Origin of the sequence: Variovorax sp. R-27, from assembly GCF_049913215.1 — a bacterium.
GTDB lineage: Bacteria > Pseudomonadota > Gammaproteobacteria > Burkholderiales > Burkholderiaceae_C > Variovorax.
On sequence record NZ_CP183984.1, the window covers coordinates 1,910,487 to 1,926,269 of the forward strand.

At 67.5% G+C, this 15,783-nt stretch carries 17 protein-coding genes; 6 read left to right on the forward strand and 11 right to left on the reverse strand.

Going from position 1 to position 15,783, the window contains the following annotated elements; genetic code table 11:
- Positions 1–22: 22 nt before the first annotated feature.
- Complete coding sequence (locus ACN9MV_RS08580; protein ID WP_426391836.1) at positions 23–1,489, reverse strand: C13 family peptidase; 1,467 nt, start codon at positions 1,487–1,489, stop codon at positions 23–25.
- 81 nt (positions 1,490–1,570) lie between these two features.
- On the opposite strand from ACN9MV_RS08580, the gene ACN9MV_RS08585 reads away from it, so the two are divergent.
- From ACN9MV_RS08585 to ACN9MV_RS08605, 5 genes are all read left to right on the forward strand, one after another.
- Complete coding sequence (locus ACN9MV_RS08585; protein ID WP_426391837.1) at positions 1,571–2,065, forward strand: metallophosphoesterase family protein; 495 nt, start codon at positions 1,571–1,573, stop codon at positions 2,063–2,065.
- A gap of 143 nt (positions 2,066–2,208) precedes the next feature.
- The gene (locus ACN9MV_RS08590) at positions 2,209–2,511 is read left to right on the forward strand and encodes a FeoA family protein (RefSeq protein WP_093075538.1); all 303 of its coding nucleotides are present in this window, start codon (positions 2,209–2,211) and stop codon (positions 2,509–2,511) included.
- The gene (gene feoB, locus ACN9MV_RS08595; protein ID WP_093049588.1) at positions 2,504–4,399 is read left to right on the forward strand and encodes a ferrous iron transporter B; all 1,896 of its coding nucleotides are present in this window, start codon (positions 2,504–2,506) and stop codon (positions 4,397–4,399) included. Before ACN9MV_RS08590 ends, feoB begins: the two co-directional genes overlap by 8 nt.
- A gap of 28 nt (positions 4,400–4,427) precedes the next feature.
- The gene (locus ACN9MV_RS08600) at positions 4,428–4,715 is read left to right on the forward strand and encodes a DUF6587 family protein (RefSeq protein ID WP_093049590.1); all 288 of its coding nucleotides are present in this window, start codon (positions 4,428–4,430) and stop codon (positions 4,713–4,715) included.
- Positions 4,716–4,720: 5 nt separating this feature from the next.
- A complete protein-coding gene (locus tag ACN9MV_RS08605; RefSeq protein WP_426391838.1) occupies positions 4,721–5,905 on the forward strand; it encodes an FAD-dependent monooxygenase in 1,185 nt (394 codons plus the stop codon).
- A gap of 22 nt (positions 5,906–5,927) precedes the next feature.
- Here the strand turns inward: ACN9MV_RS08605 and ACN9MV_RS08610 are convergent, their stop codons facing one another.
- From ACN9MV_RS08610 to ACN9MV_RS08650, 9 genes are all read right to left on the reverse strand, one after another.
- Positions 5,928–7,178 (reverse strand): SMI1/KNR4 family protein, encoded by a 1,251-nt coding sequence (locus tag ACN9MV_RS08610; protein WP_426391839.1) that lies wholly within the window; start codon positions 7,176–7,178, stop codon positions 5,928–5,930.
- Between the two features lie 70 nt (positions 7,179–7,248).
- The gene (locus ACN9MV_RS08615; protein ID WP_426391840.1) at positions 7,249–8,634 is read right to left on the reverse strand and encodes a reverse transcriptase family protein; all 1,386 of its coding nucleotides are present in this window, start codon (positions 8,632–8,634) and stop codon (positions 7,249–7,251) included.
- 241 nt (positions 8,635–8,875) lie between these two features.
- Entirely contained in the window at positions 8,876–9,724 is an 849-nt protein-coding gene (gene kynA, locus ACN9MV_RS08620; RefSeq protein WP_093075533.1) for a tryptophan 2,3-dioxygenase, read from the reverse strand.
- 16 nt (positions 9,725–9,740) lie between these two features.
- The gene (locus ACN9MV_RS08625; RefSeq protein WP_093049603.1) at positions 9,741–10,226 is read right to left on the reverse strand and encodes a hypothetical protein; all 486 of its coding nucleotides are present in this window, start codon (positions 10,224–10,226) and stop codon (positions 9,741–9,743) included.
- Positions 10,227–10,239: 13 nt separating this feature from the next.
- Entirely contained in the window at positions 10,240–11,517 is a 1,278-nt protein-coding gene (gene kynU, locus ACN9MV_RS08630) for a kynureninase (protein WP_426391841.1), read from the reverse strand.
- 10 nt (positions 11,518–11,527) lie between these two features.
- On the reverse strand, positions 11,528–12,178 hold the full coding sequence (gene kynB, locus ACN9MV_RS08635; protein WP_426391842.1) for an arylformamidase: 651 nt from the start codon (positions 12,176–12,178) through the stop codon (positions 11,528–11,530).
- A gap of 74 nt (positions 12,179–12,252) precedes the next feature.
- Positions 12,253–12,567, reverse strand: coding sequence for a YkgJ family cysteine cluster protein (locus ACN9MV_RS08640; RefSeq protein WP_093049612.1), 315 nt, complete (start codon positions 12,565–12,567; stop codon positions 12,253–12,255).
- Positions 12,568–12,593: 26 nt separating this feature from the next.
- Positions 12,594–13,535, reverse strand: a complete 942-nt coding sequence (argF, locus tag ACN9MV_RS08645; RefSeq protein WP_093049615.1) for an ornithine carbamoyltransferase — start codon at positions 13,533–13,535, stop codon at positions 12,594–12,596.
- Positions 13,532–14,740, reverse strand: coding sequence for an aspartate aminotransferase family protein (locus ACN9MV_RS08650; protein WP_093075526.1), 1,209 nt, complete (start codon positions 14,738–14,740; stop codon positions 13,532–13,534). Before ACN9MV_RS08650 ends, argF begins: the two co-directional genes overlap by 4 nt.
- Positions 14,741–14,901: 161 nt before the next feature.
- Between ACN9MV_RS08650 and ACN9MV_RS08655 the strand changes: the two genes are divergently transcribed.
- Complete coding sequence (locus tag ACN9MV_RS08655) at positions 14,902–15,231, forward strand: DUF3579 domain-containing protein (RefSeq protein WP_093049621.1); 330 nt, start codon at positions 14,902–14,904, stop codon at positions 15,229–15,231.
- 145 nt (positions 15,232–15,376) lie between these two features.
- Here ACN9MV_RS08655 and rpsT read toward each other — a convergent pair whose 3' ends face one another.
- Positions 15,377–15,691, reverse strand: a complete 315-nt coding sequence (gene rpsT / locus ACN9MV_RS08660; RefSeq protein ID WP_007831346.1) for a 30S ribosomal protein S20 — start codon at positions 15,689–15,691, stop codon at positions 15,377–15,379.
- Positions 15,692–15,783: the final 92 nt, after the last annotated feature.

Here is a 15,783-nt window from a genome sequence, read left to right on the forward strand (position 1 = left end):
GGGAGCAGGCCCGTCGACGCTGCTACTTCGAGGCGGCGTCGAGTCGCTGCGCAAGCTGGTCGAGCAGCGGGCGGATCTTTTCGCCGACGCGGATCTGCGGGTTCGAGAAGCCGTCTTCCTTGCCGGCCTCGATCTCGCGCTGCTTGATCAGCGGCACGGCCGCCGCGAAGGCGGTTTCGAAGGAGCGGGTCTTGCGCAGTTCCTCGTTGAACATCGCGCGGCCGAAGAAGGTCAGCTCCGACAGCCGGCCGCATCCGTACGAGGTGTGCGTGGCGTCGGCGGCGGTCATCACCAGCGTGTTTTCGTTGGCCAGCGGTTCGATCCAACCCCCTGAATAGCAGGCCGACACCGCCACCACCCGGTGGCGAATGCCGGCTTCGTCGAGCGCTTCGCGCAGTTCTTCCGGCGTGAGCCAGGGCACGGCCAGCGGCCAGTGCGCGGCGGCCAGCTGGTGGTCGCGCGCGCCGTGCGAGGTGAGGTAGACGATCAGCACGTCGTTCTCGCGGTCCATGCGCTCGGCCAGCGCGGCAATGGCACGCTGCAGGTTGAGCGGGGTGGCCCAGGGCAGCGTCTCGGCTGTGGTCGCGTGGTTCATCAGGTGGATCACGCGGCCCTTGGCGTCGAAGCGTTCCTCCAGCAACTGGGTGACCATGTTGCTTTCGCGCAGGAACACGTCTTCAGACGCGTAGGGCGCAAACACCAGCCCGTAGACGTTGGTTTGCCCCGGCTTGCCGGCGGGCAGGGCCGCGACCGTGCGCTCCCACAGCGCCTGTTGCTCCTCGAAGAGTTCCTGCGTCAGCTGCATGCGCGGACGCTCGGGCTGGGTGGATGCGCTGGTGGCATCGGGCTGCCACATGCGGTCCTGTGTGTTGAGCGATTGCCAGAAAGTAAGCGTCAGCAAGGCCACGAACGCGGGCGCGAAGACCGCAAGCCGCCAGCGTGCGCCGGCTTCGCGCGCGGTGAACCGCACCAGCGCCAGCACCATCCACGCGCATCCCAGGCCGAAGACGACCCAGTAGCCGGGCGAGGTGGCGATCGCCGACGGCAACCAGCCGCGTGTGTAGCCCAGCGCCAGCATGCCGAGCGCCAGGTTGGCCGGGAACATCGCCCAGGTGGCCAGCACGAACCAGCGCGCCAGTCCGCCGCCGCGGGCCCGCCCGGACAGCGCGAACCAGCCCAGCCACGCGAGCACGCCGAGCACCCAGAGCGTGTTGAGGCCGACGGTTTCGTAGAGCCGTGCGGGGCCGGCGATTTCGAGGCGCGCCAAGCCAGTCCAGACGAGTTCGGGCAGCAGCACGAGCAGCAGCAACTGCCAGGGCGCGGGTCGTGCATCGACGCGCGGCTCCAGCAGGAGCGAGGCGCGCAGGCCGCCGACCAGCCAGTGCAACAGGCTCGCGCGCGGCGGGGTGTCCTGCGTGGGCGGAGGCGAAGCGGATGCTTCTTCGGTGTTCTCGGGAGGCTGCTGCGGTGCGATGATGTCTTCGGGCATGCCGTCGATCATGCCCTTGGAGGCCGTGCTTCTTGCCGGCTGTCGCCCCGGGTTTGCCTGAATAACTTTCTTCTTCTGCCCATGCTTCGCATCGGTCTGATCTCCGACACGCACGGGCTCATGCGGCCCGAGGCCATCGCCTTCCTGAAGGGCAGCGACTTCATCGTGCACGGCGGTGACATCGGCAACGCCGGCATCCTCGAAGCGCTCGCGGCCATTGCGCCGTTGACGGTCGTGCGAGGCAACAACGACCGCGAACCCTGGGCAGATGCCATTGCGGAAACCGAACTTGTGAAGTTCGGCGGCGTGCACCTCTATGCCATTCATGATCTTGCGCAGCTCGACATCGACCCGCCCGCAGCCGGCGTGCGCGTGGTCGTCTCGGGCCATTCGCACAAGCCGAAAGTCGAAGAGCGCGCTGGTGTGCTCTACGTCAATCCGGGCAGTGCGGGCCCGCGGCGGTTCAAGCTGCCGATTTCCGTCGCCGAACTCGTTATCGACGGTGCGTCAGTGACTGCGCGCGTCGTCTCGATCGACCCGCAGGGTGGTCTTCCCTCTACCGGGGGAGGCACCTGAGACCCGGCCTTGAGCCGGTTTCTTGGTGTTTCTGGGTTGATAGAGCCTGATTTCGAGGGGTTGGTCAGGTATTTGTGAGTGAGAATTGCTAGCATCTAGGTTTTGCTTACCGGCGCGCCCGATATCCCGGGCGTCCTCTCACCGTGCGAACCAACGATTTCGGCGCAGCGCCGACCACCGCCGTCGCCCTGCGCCTCGACCAGCTTCCGAACAACCAGTGGGCCACCGTGCTCGATGTGGCGCGCCCCGACAACGCCGACGACCGGGAACTCGTCCTGCGCCTGACCGAAATCGGCTTCGTGCCGGGCGAGGCCGTGCGCATCGTCGCCAGCGGCATTCCGGGCCGCGAGCCGCTGGCGGTGCGCCTCGGCCACACCACCTTCGCACTGCGCCGCCACGAGGCCGCGCTGATCCACGTCACGCCGGGAGCCACAAACCATGGTTGAAGCCGTCATCCAGGGCCCCGGCCGCCTCGCCGCCACCGCGCAGCCGGGCCGCATCGCCCTGCTGGGCAATCCCAACTGCGGCAAGACCGCGCTGTTCAACCTGCTCACCGGCAGCCGCCAGAAGGTGGCCAACTACGCCGGCGTGACCGTCGAGCGCAAGGAAGGCACGCTGCGCACGCCCTCGGGCCGCCGCGTGTTCGTGCTCGACCTGCCGGGCGCCTACAGCCTGAATGCGCTGAGCGCCGACGAGGCCGTCACCCGCGACATCGTCACCGGCCAGAGCAAGGAAGCCCTGCCCGACCTGCTGGTGTGCGTCACCGACGCCACCAACCTGCGCCTGAACCTGCGGCTGGTGATCGAAGCCAAGCGGCTCGGCCTGCCGATGGTGGTGGCGCTGAACATGACCGACATGGCGAAGAAGCAGGGCATCGTGGTCGACACGGCCGTGCTCTCGCGCGAACTGGGCGTGCCCGTCATCGAGACCGTCGGCGTGCACACCGGCGGCGCGCAAGGCCTGCTCGCAGCGCTCGACACGCCAGTGGCCGCCGCCACGCCGCAGCCCTGGCAGGCGCCGGGCCTCGACGACGTGCTGGCCACGCAGCGCGAGGTGCGCCGCATCCTCGGTCTCACGGTGAAGGAGCCGGTCGGCAGCCTTGCCACCAGCGACCGCATCGACCGCGTGGTGCTGCACCCCGTGTGGGGCATGCTGGTGCTGGCCGTCACCATGTTCCTGATGTTCCAGGCCGTGTTCAGCTGGGCCAACGTGCCGATGGACGCCATCAAGGCCGGCACCGAGGGGCTCGGCAACCTGCTCAAGACGGCCATGCCCGAGGGCATGCTGCAGAGCCTGCTGGTCGACGGCGTGATCGCAGGCGTGGGCGGCGTCATCGTCTTCCTGCCGCAGATCCTGATTCTTTTCCTGTTCATCCTCGCGCTGGAAGACTCGGGCTACCTGCCGCGCGCGGCCTTCCTGCTCGACCGCGTGATGGGCACCGTGGGCCTGTCGGGCCGCTCGTTCATTCCGCTGCTGTCGAGCTTTGCCTGCGCCATTCCGGGCGTGATGGCCACGCGCACCATCAGCAACTGGCGCGACCGCATCACGACCATCATGATCGCGCCGCTCATGACCTGTTCGGCGCGGCTGCCGGTGTATGCGCTGCTCATCGCGGCCTTCATTCCGGCGCGCACCGTGGGCGGCGTGTTCAACCTGCAGGGCGTGGTGCTGTTCGCGCTGTATGTGTTCGGCATCGTCTCGGCGATGGCCGTGGCCTGGGTGATGAAGCGCTTCCGCGACAACACGCAGCATTCGCCGCTGCTGATGGAGCTGCCGGCCTACCGCTGGCCGAACCCGCGCAACCTGGCGCTGGGCCTGTACGAGCGTGCCTGGATCTTCATCCAGCGCGTGGGCACGATCATCCTGACGCTGACGATCCTGCTGTGGTTCCTGTCCACCTTCCCGTCGCCGCCCGAGGGCGCGACCGGCCCGGCCATCCAGTACAGCCTGGCCGGCATGATCGGCCGTGGGCTGGAGCACATCTTCGCGCCCATCGGCTTCAACTGGCAGATCTCGATCGCGCTGGTGCCCGGCATGGCGGCGCGTGAAGTGGCCGTGGGTGCGCTCGGCACGGTGTACGCGCTGTCGGCTACGGGCGACGACGTGGCGGGCCAGCTGGAGCCGCTCATCGCTGGCAGCTGGTCGCTGGCTACCGCGCTGTCGCTGCTGGTCTGGTACGTGTTCGCGCCGCAGTGCATCTCGACGCTGGCTGCGGTGAAGCGCGAGACGGGCTCGTGGAAGTACGTCTGGATCATGGCTGGCTACCTGTTCGCGCTGGCCTACATGGCCTGCTTCATCACCTACCGCGTTGCGGTGGCACTCGGAGCGGGTTAAAACCTGTCATGAAAGGTTTGAAGAAGAAATGGCACAGCAACTGATCGTCGGATTGATCGTCGCGGCCGCCGCGTTCTACGCGGTCTGGCGCTGGATGCCCGCAGGCTGGCGCCGCGGCGCGGCACAGAAGCTCGCGGCCGGCACGCATCGCGCGGGCTGGGTCGACGAAGAACGCGCCAAGGAACTGGCTGCATCGCTCGCCAAGACCTCGGGCTGCGGCTCGTGCGACAGCTGCGGAAGCTGCGGTCCCAAGACACCTCTCAAACAACCGGAAGCCGACCAGGCCACCATCAGCCCGTCCATGCACGGCCGCTGAGACCGATGCCCGCGCACATCCTCGTCGCCGGGGGCGGCATCGGGGGGCTGGCCACTGCGCTGGCGCTTTCCAAGGGCCGGCACCGGGTCGACGTTTTCGAGCAGGCCGCCGTCTTCGGCGAAATCGGTGCCGGCGTGCAGCTCGGGCCCAATGCCACGCGGCGTCTTCAGCAACTCGACCTGGGCCCCGGGCTCGCGGCCATCGCGGCGCGGCCCGATGCGCTGGTGGTGCACAGCGCAGAAAGCGGCTCCGAACTCGCCCGCATGCCGCTCGCCGACGCCATGCAGCAGCGCTACGGCGCTCCCTACTTCTGCGTGCATCGCGCCGACCTGCACGGCCTGCTGCTCGATGCCGTGCGTGCGCGCGGCACCGGCACGCTCGTGACTGGCGCGCAGATCAGGCAGGTGGAAACCAGCGATGACCTCGTCTGCCTGTCGAGCACCGACGCGCGCGCCTGGGAGGGCGAAGCCATCGTCGGAGCCGACGGCCTCTGGAGCATGGTGCGCAGGCAGCTCGATTGCGCGTCTGCCGCGCAGCCACCGCGCGTTACCGGCCACACGGCCTGGCGCGCGTTGATCGAGCAATCGCGCCTGCCCGCCGCATTGCGCCGCAAGCGGGTCGATGTGTGGCTCGGCCCACGCCTGCATGCCGTGGCGTACCCGGTGCGCGGCGGCGACTGGCTCAACGTGGTGGTGATCGCCGAATCGGCCCCGGCCGGCGACGCGCGCGATTGGGACCAGTCCAGCAGCATCGCCGCCCTGAAGCAGGCCATGGGTCGCAGCTGCGCCGGACTGCAGTCGTTGCTCGATGCCATGCCCGGCTGGCGCGCATGGTCGCTCGGCGACCGCGCCCCCATGACCAGCGCAGCTGAGATGGCGCATGAGCGTGTCGCGCTGGTGGGCGATGCCGCGCATCCGATGGTGCCGTACCTCGCGCAAGGCGCGGGCATGGCCATCGAAGACGCGGTGGCGCTGGCCGATTCGTTAGCTGACGGCCGTGCGGCCGATGTGCCCGCTGCCTTCGCGCGCTATGCCGAGGCGCGCTGGGCGCGCAACGCACAGGTACAGGCACGTGCGCGCCGCAACGGCGAGATCTTCCATGCCACGGGCGCCGTGCGCCTGGGCCGCGACATGGCGATGCGCCTGCTGGGCGCAAAGCTGCTCGACCAGCCCTGGCTGTACGGCGGCTGAGCGAACGGCGCGCCGGCGCCTTTCAGAGCCGGAATGTCTGCAGATGCTCGATGCGTTCCGCGAGCCCCTCTTGTCCGAGGTAGTGCCCGTGCGTGCCGTCCTGCATCTGCGCGAGCGTGGTCTCCAGTTCGAGCAGCATCGCATCGCGCTCCGCAACGAATGCGGGCGCCACATCGATGCCCGCCTGCGCGCAGGCATCAGCGATCAGGTGCGCGCTTGCGGGCGCTCCGCACGCCGCGCACTTGACGATGGCCGTCACGTTGGGCTCTGCGCCGTTGGCCAGCAGGGCGCTCGTGAGTTCGGGAGCGATCTGCCCGTCGATGTTGCGCAGAGCGTCGGCCGCCACCGGCGCGCCCGCACGCACCAGCGCCGCGGCTGCGGCGAAGGCGCCGTGCCCAACCGCGACGTCTGTCGCGAGCGCGCTGCCCTGATGCGGCCCGTCGAAGCCCACGCCAGAGGCGGCGAGTTCGGCGACCAGCCCGGCGTCGTCAGCCGCGATGGCATGGCGCAAGGCCACGCGCGCGATCGACGGATGGTGGCGCAGCGTGCCTTCGGCCAGCGGCGTGCGCCAGTCGACCACGGCGTGGCAATAGAAGGTCACCAGCTTGTCCATCAGGTCGAGGTCGAGCCCGTGGTCCTGGTGGCGGTCGTCGAGGTAGCCGAGCAGCGTCTGTCCCGAGAAGTAGTCGCTCGTGGGCGCCAGCGGGTCTTCGTCGAGCTGCAGCGCCGCGAATGCGCCGCGCAGGTCGGGCGCGATGGTGTTCACGCTGTCTTCATGCAGCGCGTGCGTCCAGGCCGGTGGCAGGCCCTTCTTCCACGCGACGATCTGCCCGTGCCCGGCACCGGGTTCGACCACCGCGTAGACGCGGTCGGTGTACTCGAAGCCGCCGAAGGGCAGGTGTGTGAGCTTGCCGCTCGATGGCTTGCCGCCGTCCTCGGCGGCTTCCTTGGCCAGTTCCAGTTCGTGCTCGATCCAGCCCTGCAGGTCGTGGTAGCCGTCACTGCCGTTCCAGAACAGCTCGTTCCAGCTGATGGCTTCGAGGTTGCCGTTCATCTCGAGCGACAGGTCGTAGTCGAGCCGACCGCCCGCCGTCTGCTGCCACAGCGCGAGCAGCGCTTCGGGAATGGGGCCTGCGCACAGGGCCTGCACGGCGTCGATCTGCTGCGGCGGCATTGGCGGCTGCGCGTCGAAGATCACGCGGTCGGCGAACAGCACGACGCCATGTTCGCGCAGGGTGGAGAGCTCGTCGGGTGTGAACCGGATGTCGTGCATGGCGGGGGCCTCCGTTGTTTTCAAAACTGTAGCGCTTTGCGCCGACGGAACAATCAGGTCCACCCCAGCTTCATGAGGGCGTTTGCGTGGTACCCGTCCAGTCGATGCGGTCGAAAAGCCTCATCAGCCGGGCCTTGCGCGTCGGGCTGAACTGGCCGATCCATGCGATGTGGCCCAGCAGGTGGCCGCGAAAGTCGGCCGCCTTCGCGCGGTTCTGGCCGGCGGGGCCATCGAGCGCGCAGCGATGCAGCACGGCCTTGAGCCGGTCGAAGTCTTCGCGCGGCGCGTTGGCCTTGTCGTTGACGACCACGCCGGTCACGCGCTGCTTGCGGTGTTGAGGCATGCAGCGCACCTTGCGCGGGTGCAGCTCGAAGCCCTCGTCGGCCGCGATGCCGTCGACCCAGGCGCGCAAGGCGGTGAACCGCGCGCGCAGCGAGGCCGGCCCGGAGAACACCAGGTCGTCGGCGTAGCGCGTGTAGGTGGCGCCGAAGACCCACGCCAGGCCTTCGAGCCGCAGGTCGAGCCGGAATGCGCAGAGGTTGGCCAGCGCGGGCGAGCAGGGCGAGCCCTGGGGCAGGTGCGGCGCGGCGAGGCGCTTGGCGCCCATCCAGTCGAGCCCGCCGTCGTCGCGCAGGCGCTCGATCACAGCGGCATCGGTGCGGTGCGTGCACAGTGCGGTGAGGGCGCGCGCCACGCCTTCGGGGTAACCCAGCGTGCGCCACGTGGCATGCACGCGCGAGGCGCGAACCGCGGGGAAGAAGTCGCGCAGGTCGAATCCGATCACGACCTCCTTGCCGGCGTGGGCGGCCGCGTGGCTCGCGACCGAGCGGCCCGGCACGAAGCCGTGCGCCGCTTCATGCACGGGCACGTGCTGCAGAAGGTCGTCGAGGATGCGGCGCTGCGCGCGCTTCAGGTCGGCCTTGGGAATCTCGAGCAGGCGCAGGCCGCCGAGGCGCTTGGGCTGCAATTGGTAGCGGTAGTGCGATGCGGGCTGCACGCTGGGATCGCTGGGTGCGCGAAAAGCCTGTGCCGGCGATGTGAGCCAGGCCAGCCGGTCCGCGTCGAGCTCCAGCCACTGCGCGAGGTCGGCGAGCGTCGGGATGTTCGGCAGCGCGAAATGGTCCAGCCCCATCGGGCGGGGGAACATCTCCGCGGGCCGAAGGATGATTCGCCGCACGCGTGGCTCCTCGTCCTGCTCGAAGGCCGCATCGAACTCAGGCATTTCATGGATCGCCTTCGCCAGCGTGGGCAGGTCGGTGCGCCGCCAAGTGGCTCGCGACCGGTTGCCGAGCGCTTCCGCCAGTGGCTTCAGCCAGGGCGCGTCGGCGCCCAGCGTTGCCGCGGCCCGCGCACGTAACGCACCGGGCGCGGTGCCGCCGGGTTGCCTCGCATCGGCAAGCATTGCGCGCGCGAGGCTGTGGGCGATCCATTCGCTGTAGCTCAGTTCACGCGTCATGAATGAAGATGGCGAGGCCTGTGAAGGTGGGTGGCAACCGGCCCTTCAACCAGCCGGTGATGCGCTAGCTGGGCTGCGCGGTAGCGCAGGTCCGCTCACGCGCCGGAATGTGTAGCCATCCATCCACCACGGGGTTCCCCCGCAGTACAAGACCAGGCGACGAATCGCAGAGCCTTGTCGAGTCTTGAAGTGCCGGTGCCGCGCGGATTGTAGGAGCCAACTTCGCGCGCGGTCTTCCAGATTACAGGTCGGTGCGAAGCTTCCAGATCTCGGGGAACAGCACCACGTCGAGCATCTTGCGCAGGTAGCTCACGCCGCCCGTGCCGCCGGTGCCGCGCTTGAAGCCGATCACGCGCTCGACCGTCGTCACGTGGCGAAAGCGCCAGAGGCGGAACGCATCTTCCAGGTCGGTGAGCTTTTCGCCGAGCTGGTACAGGTCCCAGTGATCGTGCGGATTGCGGTAGACCGTGAGCCACGCCGCTTCGACACCATCGCTCGATTCGTAGGGCTGTGTCCAGTCGCGTTCCAGCCGGTCGGCGGGCACCGGCAGGCCGTGGCGTGCCAGCAGGCGCAGCGACTCGTCGTACAGCGAAGGCGCGCGATAGGCCGCTTCGACCTGCGCCAGCAGATCGGCGCGGTGTGCATGCGGCTTGAGCATGGCGGCGTTCTTGTTGCCGAGCGCGAATTCGATGCACCGGTACTGCGCACTCTGGAAGCCGCTGGAGTTCGCGAGGTAGGGGCGCATCGCCGTGTACTCGGGCGGCGTCATGGTCGAGAGCACGGTCCATGCGCTCACCAGCTGTTCCATGATGCGGCTCACGCGCGCGAGCATCTTGAATGCGTCGGCCAGCTTCTCTTCGGCGATGTGGGCGGTGGCGGCGCGCAGCTCGTGCAGCATCAGCTTCATCCAGAGCTCGCTGGTCTGGTGCTGCACGATGAACAGCATTTCGTCGTGCGCGGGCGAAAGCGGATGCTGCGCGTTGAGGATCTCGTCGAGGTGCAGGTAGTCGCCGTAGCTCATGGACTTGCTGAAGTCCAGCTGCGCTTTTTCCTCGTGGACGATGTTCTCGGGGGACTTGTCGGTGCTCATGATGTTTGCTGGCGGGTCATCGCCAGACCACGGCGGTGTAGGAAGGAAGGCCCATGCCGGACTCCTTCTTCGGATAGACGAAGCGCACGACCTCGTTCTTGCGCTTGTATTCCTGGTAGGTCTCGCCGCCGGGAATGCGGCCCTTCTCGCCCGGCTTGTAGCCGGTGTCGCGTGCCTCCTTCACGAGGCGCTCGAAGGCGGCCTTGTCGGTCAGCGAGAGCTGCACGCCGTCCTCGCTGCGGCGGCTTTCCACGTAGGTGGACTTCATCAGGTGCGTGGTCTGGCCGTCGACGAACTTCTCGTACTCGATCATGCTGACCTCGTCGGTCACGGTCTTGTCGGCATACGAGAAGCCCTGGCTCTTGATCTGCTGGCGAAAGGCGTCGGGCGTCAGTTCGGCGAAGGCCTTCAGTTGCGGCAGCGTGAACGCCGGTTGCTGTGCAAGGGCGGGTGCCGCCAGCATCAGCAAGGCGGTGTACAGAATGATCAGTCGGGATTTCATGGCTGGCTTCGTCTCAGGTTACGGCGTTCTTGCGGTTGAACTCTTCGCGCTTCCACTCGCCCGTCTCCAGCACCTGCGCCAGGTGCTCGACCGAGTTCCACACGTCTTCGAAGCTCAGGTACAGCGGCGTGAAACCGAAGCGCAGGATGTCGGGCATCTGCGAGTCGCCGGCGCGGTAGTCGCCGATCACGCCGCGCGCGATCAGCGCCTGCACGATGGCGTAGGCACCTTCTTCTCGGCTCAGGCAGACCTGCGAGCCGCGCAGTGCGTGGTCGCGCGGGGTGACGAGCGAGAGGCCCTGGCCGGCGCAGCGCTCTTCGACCAGTGCGATGAACAGGTCGGTGAGCGCGAGCGACTTGGTGCGCAGCGCGGCCATCGCGCCGTTCGTGCCGTTGAAGGCTTCGGCCGCGAGCACGGTGTCGAGCCCGCATTCGAGCCCGGCCAGCGCGATGATCGGCTGCGTGCCGCAGAGGTAGCGGCCGACACCCGGGGCAGGCCGGTAGTGCGGCGTGAACTCGAAGGGCGCCGCATGGCCCCACCAGCCGGACAGCGGCTGCTCGAACTGGCCCGCATGCTTCGTGTTCACCCATGCGAACGCCGGCGCGCCGGGGCCGCCGTTCAGGTACTTGTAGCCGCAGCCGATGGCGTAGTCGGCCTCGCTGTCGTTGAGCGCGACCGGCACGGCACCTGCGCTGTGCGCGAGGTCCCACACCGTGAGCGCGCCCACGGCGTGGGCGGCGGCGGTGACGGACTTCATGTCGTGCATGGCGCCGGTGCGGTAGTTGACGTGCGTGAGCATCAGCACGGCCACTTCGTCGGTCAATACGCCGGGCAATTCGCTCGCGTCGATCAGCTTCAGCGTGAAGCCGCGCTCGCGGCACAGCGATTCGGCGATGTACAGGTCGGTCGGGAAGTTGCTGCGCTCGCTGATCACCAGCTTGCGACCGCTGTCCTTCTGTTGCGAGAGTGCCGCGAACAGCACCTTGTAGAGGTTGACCGAGGTGCTGTCGGTGCACACCACTTCGCCGGGCGCGGCGCCGATCAGTCGGGCCACCTTGTCGCCCAGGCGTTGCGGCAGGTCGAACCAGCTCGCGGTGTTCCACGAACGGATCAGGCCTTCGCCCCATTCCTTGGTCACGACTTCGGCGATGCGCGCGGGCGCGGCCTTGGGCATCACGCCGAGCGAGTTGCCGTCGAGGTACAGCACGCCCTCGGGAATGGTGAATTGGTCGCGCAAGGCGCGCAGCGGGTCTTGCGCGTCGAGCGCGCGGCAGTCTGCAAGGGTCGTCATGGTGGAGTTTTCAGCGGGGGAGTTCGCGCAGCACGGCGCGAACGGGGGAGGCATCGGCGCTGACCAGCTTGAGCGGCAGCGCGATGAGTTCGTAGTCGCCCTCGGGCACGTCGTCGAGCACGAGGTTCTCGAGCACGCGCAGGTCGAGGCGGCGAATGCGTTGGTGGCTTTCCAGCGTCTTGCTGTCGGCCGGGTCGATGCTGGCGGTGTCGATGCCGATGAGCTTCACGCCCATGGCCGCGAGGCGCTCGACGGTGGCGGGGGCGTAGGCCGCAAGCTGCGGGTCCCAGTGGCCGACCGGCATGGTGGTGTAGGTGCGCACCAGCACGCGCGGGGGCAGGGTGCTGTCGACGGCGTGGGCGATGTGATCCCACTCGATCAGCGGGCCCTTGTCGATCGCATGAATTACGCGGCAGGGGCCGAGAAAAGGCGTGAGGTCGACGTTGCCGATGGTCTGGCCCTCGGGGTCGTAGTGCAGCGGCGCATCGGCGTGCGCGCCGACGTGGGGCGAGAGCTTGATCTCGCTGACATTCACCGGGCAGTCCGGCGAAATGGTCGCCGCCCAGCGCTGCTGGTAGGGCGTGTCGCCGGGAAAGACCGGCGCGCCTTCATGCACGGGCGGCGAGATGTCCCAGATGCGTTGCTGATGTGATGGAGCCATGGCGCGAAGTTAGCGCCGGGCGAGGGGTCGTGGTGTCGGTTATTTCCAACACCGAACGTGACGAGTTGAACGGATCAGTGCAACGAGGACAGCGCCGGCAACCCGTGCCGTGCCCGCGCCCGCTCGCATGCGTCGCTGCCGGCCTGCAGCTCGTGGCACGGATTGGGGCGCCATTCGTAGATGCCGCAGCCCACGGACTGGCCGATCTTGCCGGTGAGCGCGGCGCAGCGCATGGGCGTGTGGTCGGTGCCGCGCATGCGGCAGATGGCGTCGTTCACCTCGACGGCGAGGCCCGAGGGCACCTTGCCGCCGTTGTCGTCGAGCTCATGCACGCTGAAGTCGACGCGATAGCTGGCGCAGCAGGCGCCGCATTGCTGGCAATCGGACATGCGGCTGCGCCTTGTGCTTCAGGGAGTCAGAGCCTGCCGAGGAGCAGGAACTCCATCAGCGCCTTTTGTGCGTGCAGGCGGTTCTCTGCCTCGTCCCACACCACCGACTGCGGCCCGTCGATGACTTCGGCCTGCACTTCTTCGCCGCGGTGGGCAGGCAGGCAGTGCATGAAGAGGGCGCCGGGCTGGGCGATGCGCATCATGTCCTCGTCGACACACCAGTCGGCAAAGGCCTTGCGGCGCGCCTCGTTCTCGGCCTCGTAGCCCATGCTGGTCCAGACGTCGGTGGTCACGAGGTCGGCGCCGCGGCAGGCTTCCATCGGGTCCTTGAAGACCTTGTAGCTGTCGCCCGAGCGGATGCCGGCGATCGACTGGTCCACCTCGTAACCGCTGGGCGTGCTCACGTGCACCGTGAAGCCCAGGATCTCGGCCGCCTGCAGCCAGGTGTTGGCCATGTTGTTGCCGTCGCCCACCCACGCCACCGTCTTGCCCTGGATGGAGCCGCGATGCTCGATGTAGGTGAAGATGTCCGCCAGGATCTGGCAGGGGTGGAACTCGTTGGTCAGCCCGTTGATGACGGGCACCCGCGAGTGCGCGGCAAAGGTGTCGATCTTGGTCTGCTCGTAGGTGCGGATCATCACGATGTCGACCATGCGGCTGATGACCTTGGCGCTGTCCTCGATGGGCTCGGCGCGTCCGAGCTGGCTGTCGCCGGTGGTCAGGTGGACCACGCTGCCGCCGAGCTGGTACATGCCGGCCTCGAAGCTCACGCGGGTGCGCGTGCTGGCCTTCTCGAAGATCATGGCCAGCGTGCGGTCGACCAGCGGCTGGTGCTTTTCGTAGGTCTTGAACTTCTTCTTGATGATCGCCATGCGATCGAAGAGGTAGGCGTACTCGTCGGCCGTGAAGTCCGAGAACTGCAGGTAGTGCCGGATGGCGGCGGGTGCGGTCGTCGTGGCGGTCGTCATTGGGCGGCAGGCTCCGACAGGAAGTTTTTGACGATGGGCGCGAGGATGGCAACGATCTCGTCGGCTTCGGCAATGCTCAGGATGAGCGGCGGCACGAGGCGGATCACCTTGTCGGCCGTCACGCTCAGCAGCAGGCCGGCGTCGCAGGCGCGGTTCAGGATCACGCCGCAGGGACGGTCGAGCTCGATGCCCAGCATCAGGCCCTGGCCGCGGATTTCCTTCACGCCGGGCAGGCCGCCGATTTCGCGCTCCAGCGCGGCCTTGAGGTGGGCGCCGACGGTGGCGGCGTTTTCGAGCAGCTTGTGCTCTTCCATGATGCGGATGGTTTCGATGCCGGCGCGCATGGCGAGCGGGTTGCCGCCGAAAGTGGTGCCGTGGTTGCCCGGGCCGAAGATGTTGGCGGCCTTGGGGCCGGCCACTACGGCGCCGATCGGCACGCCCGAGCCCAGGCCCTTGGCCAGCGGCATCACATCAGGCTTGATGCCCGCCCATTGGTGGGCGAACCACTTGCCGGTGCGGCCCATGCCGCACTGCACTTCGTCGATCATCATGAGCCAGTCGCGCTCGTCGCAGAGTTGGCGCACCTGCTTGAGGTATTCGACGCGCATCGGGTGGATGCCGCCTTCGCCCTGGATGGTTTCGAAGAACACGGCAACCACGTTGGGGTTGCCTTCGGTGGCCTTCTTCAGCGCCTCGATGTCGTTCAGCGGCACGCGGATGAAGCCCTCGACCAGCGGGCCGAAGCCGGCCTGCACCTTGGGATTGCCGGTGGCCGACAGGGTGGCGATGCTGCGGCCGTGGAAGGCGGCTTCGTAGACGACGATCTCGGGGCGCTCGATGCCCTTGTCGTGGCCGAACTTGCGCGCCAGCTTCAGGGCGGCTTCGTTGGCTTCGAGGCCGGTGCAGCAGAAAAACGCGTTGGTGAGGCCCGAAATCTCGGTCAGCTTGGTGGCGAGCTGTTCCTGGCCGGTCACGTGGTAGTAGTTGGAGCTGTGGATCAGCTTGGTCAGCTGGTCCTGCAGGGCGGGCACCAGCTCGGGGTGGTTGTGGCCCAGCGTGTTCACGGCAATGCCGCCGAGGCCGTCGATGTAGGCCTTGCCCGTGGTGTCCCAGACTCGGCAACCCTGACCGTGCGACAGTGCGATCGGCAGGCGACCGTAAGTGTTCATGACGTGGGGCGAGGTGGGCTGGGCGGTAGCGCTCATTCGGGTTCTCCAGATAGGGAAGGCGGATTCTAGGCGTGCCGTTTGACGGCTTCGTTGAGGATTCCGCATTACAGCAATGCCCCATGTTCAGGATGCAAAAAGTGCCGCGGATAGAATCGCTTGCTGCACCGCAGCACCCGCTCCGGTCGCCTCATTCAACGATGATTTCCCCCACTGCCAAAGAAATCTTCATCCAGGGCATCACCAAGGATGGCCGGACATTCCGCCCCAGCGATTGGGCCGAGCGTCTGGCCGGCGTGATGTGCTCTTTTCGCCCCGGCGGCGCCTATCCGGGCAGCCACCTGAGCTACTCGCCCTGGTGCATTCCGACGACCATCAACGGCGTGAAGTGCGTGATCGTGAACCGCGAGCTGCGCGATGCCGAGCCGATGGCCTGGGATTTCTGCGTGAACTTCGCGAGAGACAACGACCTGCAGGTGGCCGAGGCCTGCCTGGTGCCCGACACGCCCATCCCCCCCAAGAAGGCCTGAGCGGCCTTTTTTCTTGCCCGTCGCCCTGGGGCGCAAATCGAACGGGCATGAAAAAACCGCCCGAAGGCGGTTTTTCACTTTGCTGCAGCGCACCCCGATCAAACGGCGGACTGGAGGATTCCGGTCCGGGCTTGCCTGACAGGTGTCAGGCGGCGGCCTTTTCAGGCGCGAGGGCGAGGGCCTTGACCTTGGCCGACAGGCGGCTCTTGTCGCGGGCTGCCTTGTTCTTGTGGAAGATGCCCTTGTCGGCGACGGTGTCGACGATGCTCTGGGCCTTCGCGAACAGTTCGCTTGCCTTGGTCTTGTCGCCAGCCAGAACAGCCTTTTCGACGTTCTTGACAGCGGTACGGTATTTGGAGCGCAGCGAGGTGTTCGCAGCGTTGAGCTTGGTGTCCTGGCGGACGCGCTTACGGCCGGAGGCGAGGCGCGGGTTCTTCTTCTTGGGCTTGGCGGATGCCATATTTAATGTTCCTTAGGTGTCTGAGGATGATGCAGCAAAGCCCTCCATTATAGGCTGGGTTGGCCCTTTTGCCCAATTCGCGCCCGAATCGG

Coding starts and splice junctions, on each gene's coding strand:
- ACN9MV_RS08605 (WP_426391838.1), top strand. CDS start 4,721: ATGCCCGCGCACATCCTCGTCGCCGGGGGCGGCATCGGGGGGCTGGCC.
- kynB (WP_426391842.1), bottom strand. CDS start 12,178: ATGGCTCCATCACATCAGCAACGCATCTGGGACATCTCGCCGCCCGTG.
- kynA (WP_093075533.1), bottom strand. CDS start 9,724: ATGAGCACCGACAAGTCCCCCGAGAACATCGTCCACGAGGAAAAAGCG.
- ACN9MV_RS08640 (WP_093049612.1), bottom strand. CDS start 12,567: ATGTCCGATTGCCAGCAATGCGGCGCCTGCTGCGCCAGCTATCGCGTC.
- ACN9MV_RS08615 (WP_426391840.1), bottom strand. CDS start 8,634: ATGACGCGTGAACTGAGCTACAGCGAATGGATCGCCCACAGCCTCGCG.
- feoB (WP_093049588.1), top strand. CDS start 2,504: ATGGTTGAAGCCGTCATCCAGGGCCCCGGCCGCCTCGCCGCCACCGCG.
- rpsT (WP_007831346.1), bottom strand. CDS start 15,691: ATGGCATCCGCCAAGCCCAAGAAGAAGAACCCGCGCCTCGCCTCCGGC.
- ACN9MV_RS08625 (WP_093049603.1), bottom strand. CDS start 10,226: ATGAAATCCCGACTGATCATTCTGTACACCGCCTTGCTGATGCTGGCG.
- ACN9MV_RS08580 (WP_426391836.1), bottom strand. CDS start 1,489: ATGCCCGAAGACATCATCGCACCGCAGCAGCCTCCCGAGAACACCGAA.
- ACN9MV_RS08610 (WP_426391839.1), bottom strand. CDS start 7,178: ATGCACGACATCCGGTTCACACCCGACGAGCTCTCCACCCTGCGCGAA.
- ACN9MV_RS08600 (WP_093049590.1), top strand. CDS start 4,428: ATGGCACAGCAACTGATCGTCGGATTGATCGTCGCGGCCGCCGCGTTC.
- ACN9MV_RS08650 (WP_093075526.1), bottom strand. CDS start 14,740: ATGAGCGCTACCGCCCAGCCCACCTCGCCCCACGTCATGAACACTTAC.
- kynU (WP_426391841.1), bottom strand. CDS start 11,517: ATGACGACCCTTGCAGACTGCCGCGCGCTCGACGCGCAAGACCCGCTG.
- argF (WP_093049615.1), bottom strand. CDS start 13,535: ATGACGACCGCCACGACGACCGCACCCGCCGCCATCCGGCACTACCTG.
- ACN9MV_RS08585 (WP_426391837.1), top strand. CDS start 1,571: ATGCTTCGCATCGGTCTGATCTCCGACACGCACGGGCTCATGCGGCCC.
- ACN9MV_RS08655 (WP_093049621.1), top strand. CDS start 14,902: ATGATTTCCCCCACTGCCAAAGAAATCTTCATCCAGGGCATCACCAAG.